General features: G+C 64.7%; 5 protein-coding genes. All 5 read right to left on the bottom strand.

What is annotated here, in order from left to right:
- Positions 1–366 precede the first annotated feature (366 nt).
- The gene (locus HC022_RS23990; RefSeq protein ID WP_089958621.1) at positions 367–564 is read right to left on the bottom strand and encodes a hypothetical protein; all 198 of its coding nucleotides are present in this window, start codon (positions 562–564) and stop codon (positions 367–369) included.
- A 72-nt stretch (positions 565–636) separates the two neighbouring features.
- Positions 637–795, bottom strand: coding sequence for a hypothetical protein (locus tag HC022_RS23985; RefSeq protein ID WP_008883465.1), 159 nt, complete (start codon positions 793–795; stop codon positions 637–639).
- A gap of 218 nt (positions 796–1013) precedes the next feature.
- On the bottom strand, positions 1014–1793 hold the full coding sequence (locus tag HC022_RS23980; protein WP_008883535.1) for a succinate dehydrogenase iron-sulfur subunit: 780 nt from the start codon (positions 1791–1793) through the stop codon (positions 1014–1016).
- 9 nt (positions 1794–1802) lie between these two features.
- Positions 1803–2111, bottom strand: coding sequence for a hypothetical protein (locus HC022_RS23975; protein WP_008883004.1), 309 nt, complete (start codon positions 2109–2111; stop codon positions 1803–1805).
- A 10-nt stretch (positions 2112–2121) separates the two neighbouring features.
- On the bottom strand, positions 2122–2474 hold a 353-nt coding region (locus HC022_RS23970), incomplete at its 5' end, for a hypothetical protein (RefSeq protein WP_368484726.1).

Below are 2474 nucleotides of genomic sequence, written 5' to 3'. Positions count from 1 at the left end.
TCTGGGTGTCGATCACCAGCGTCGGGCGCTCGAACCGGTGCGCACGCACGTAGGCCTCGGCGCGGCTGAGCGGGCGCTCCGGTGCGGTCTCCGGGTCGGGGGCGGCAAAGACAGGGGTTTGACGGGCAGCGAACCCGGTCACGTATGCGTTCATGGTCATCTCCAATCAGACCCGGCCATTCCGGTTTCCCGGCGCAGACCGCTCAGTTCCAAGGGAGACGTTACCGTCGCTACGTAACCGCGTGGGAAGGATCCCCACCTCGACAGAGGCGCGTGCGTTGGCGTCTATGAACGCGCATATGGCGCCGGAGTACCACGCAATCAAGATCGTTTCAGGGCGGTTCGGAGAATTTTCGCGCGACGGCCTCAGCCGTGTTCGCGCAGGCACAGTTGCGGCGGCTCGCCGCGCTTGCCTTCGGTTTCGGCCCCGCAATGGATGCAGGTCCAGCGCGAGACATCGCCCTGGCGGTATTCCCGCCAGCGGCAGAGCCTGCGGTCCCGGTGTTTCCTGTTGTAGAGCAGCAGGATCACGAACGCGACGACGAGGCCGACGGCAAAGATCATTGCCGGCCTCGGGAAATCGGTCGCTGTGTCATGGCATCAGCCGGCAGGGCGGATGCTCCGCCCCGGACGCCCTCAGGCGGCCTGGTAGTAGGCGCAGGTGCCGGGCTCTTCGTCCGCATCGCGGGCGGTGTCGTGCACGAGAACGGGTTCGGGCTGGTAGTAGGCATAGGCCTGTTCGAGAATGGCAAGCGCCTCGGCGGCGTCGATTTGCGATTTGGTCTGCTCTTGCATCGGGTGGTCCTTCGGTATCGGTCCGTCTTTCCCCCCTCGGACGTCTAGATAGCCTTTGCTGCAGCGCAGCACACCCCCCGATGCTGCAACAGGGCTTTGCAGTTCCTGCATGATTCCGCAGGGTCATCGCCCCCTACCCCGCTGGAAGGCCCCTTTTGGAACGCAAGACGCCGCGCTTGCGGAAAGCGCGGCGTCGAGATGTCGTTGGACGGACCGTCTCAGACGTGCCGGTTCAGCATCATGCGCTTGATCTCGGCGATGGATTTCGCCGGGTTCAGACCTTTCGGGCAGGTCTTGGTGCAGTTCATGATGGTGTGGCAGCGGTAAAGCTTGAACGGGTCCTCGAGCGCGTCGAGACGCTCGCCGGTGGCCTCGTCGCGGCTGTCGATGATCCAGCGGTAGGCGTGAAGCAGCGCAGCCGGGCCGAGATAGCGGTCGGAGTTCCACCAGTAGCTCGGGCACGAGGTCGAGCACGAGGCGCACATCACGCACTCATAGAGACCGTCGAGCTTCTTTCGGTCCTCGATGGACTGCTTCCACTCCTTCTCGGGACGGTTGGTCTTGGTCTCGAGCCACGGCATGATCGAGGCGTGCTGCGCGTAGAAATGCGTCAGGTCGGGGATCAGGTCCTTGACCACGGGCATGTGCGGCAGCGGGTAGATCTTCACGTCGCCCTTGATCTCGTCGAGACCGTAGATGCAGGCCAGCGTGTTGATGCCGTCGATGTTCATCGCGCAGGAGCCGCAGATGCCTTCGCGGCAGGAGCGGCGGAAGGTCAGCGTCGGGTCGATCTCGTTCTTGATCTTGATGAGCGCGTCCAGAACCATCGGGCCGCACTTGTCCATGTCGAGGAAATAGGTATCGACGCGCGGGTTCTCGCCGTCCTCCGGGTTCCAGCGATAGATCTTGAAGGCCCGGACGTTGGTCGCGCCCTGTGGCTTGGGCCAGGTCTTGCCGGTCCGGATCTTCGAGTTCTTGGGGAGTGTGAATTGAACCATGTCGCTCTCCTATCGGATGAGGGCCGGCAGCCCCTCGGCCGCCAGGCAGGTTAGTGTCTCGGGCTTCGAGACGATCTCTCGGACGATCTGCACGGTGCTTTCCGTCGGACCGGTCACGCTGTCCGCCGCAAGCGCGTAGATCTGCGTCGCGGTGGCATTGTTGATGATGCAGTCGAGGGCCGGCTGCACCGGAACGCCCGGGAATTGCTCGACCACGATCTTGGACGTGGTCGACCGGGCCGCGGAGCGCGCAATCTCGTCCTGGCTTTCCGCGGAGCAGGCGGCAAGGAAGAGGATCGGTAGCAGAATCTTGCGCAAGAAACGTCTCCTAGTAGAGCAGCCAGTAGAACGGGCCACCACGCATGCAGTCGCGGGTGCCCCGCTTGTAGAGGATATCGGTCACGATATCGTCGGTCAGTTCGTTCTGGGCCAGGGCGCTGTTCATCGCCAGCGCCTCGATCTGGCCGCGGCTCGCAAAGTCGAGCGTGCAGGCCACGGCCCGCTCGGTCGGCACCCCGGGCGCCATGCGCGCCAGCACCGGCGCCACCGCCTGCGCCGCGGTCTCGCGGGCGAGGGAGTTCTCCTCGACCGGGGACAGCAGCGAGCAGCCGGACACCGCCAGCACCAGGAGGACGCCGCTCAGCCTTGGCATGGCAGCGTTCCCCGGTACATGCCGCGCAC

The sequence above is a fragment of the Salipiger sp. HF18 genome (genome assembly GCF_011806505.1).
Lineage (GTDB): Bacteria > Pseudomonadota > Alphaproteobacteria > Rhodobacterales > Rhodobacteraceae > Salipiger > Salipiger thiooxidans.
This window is presented reverse-complemented; position numbering and strand designations above follow the sequence as displayed.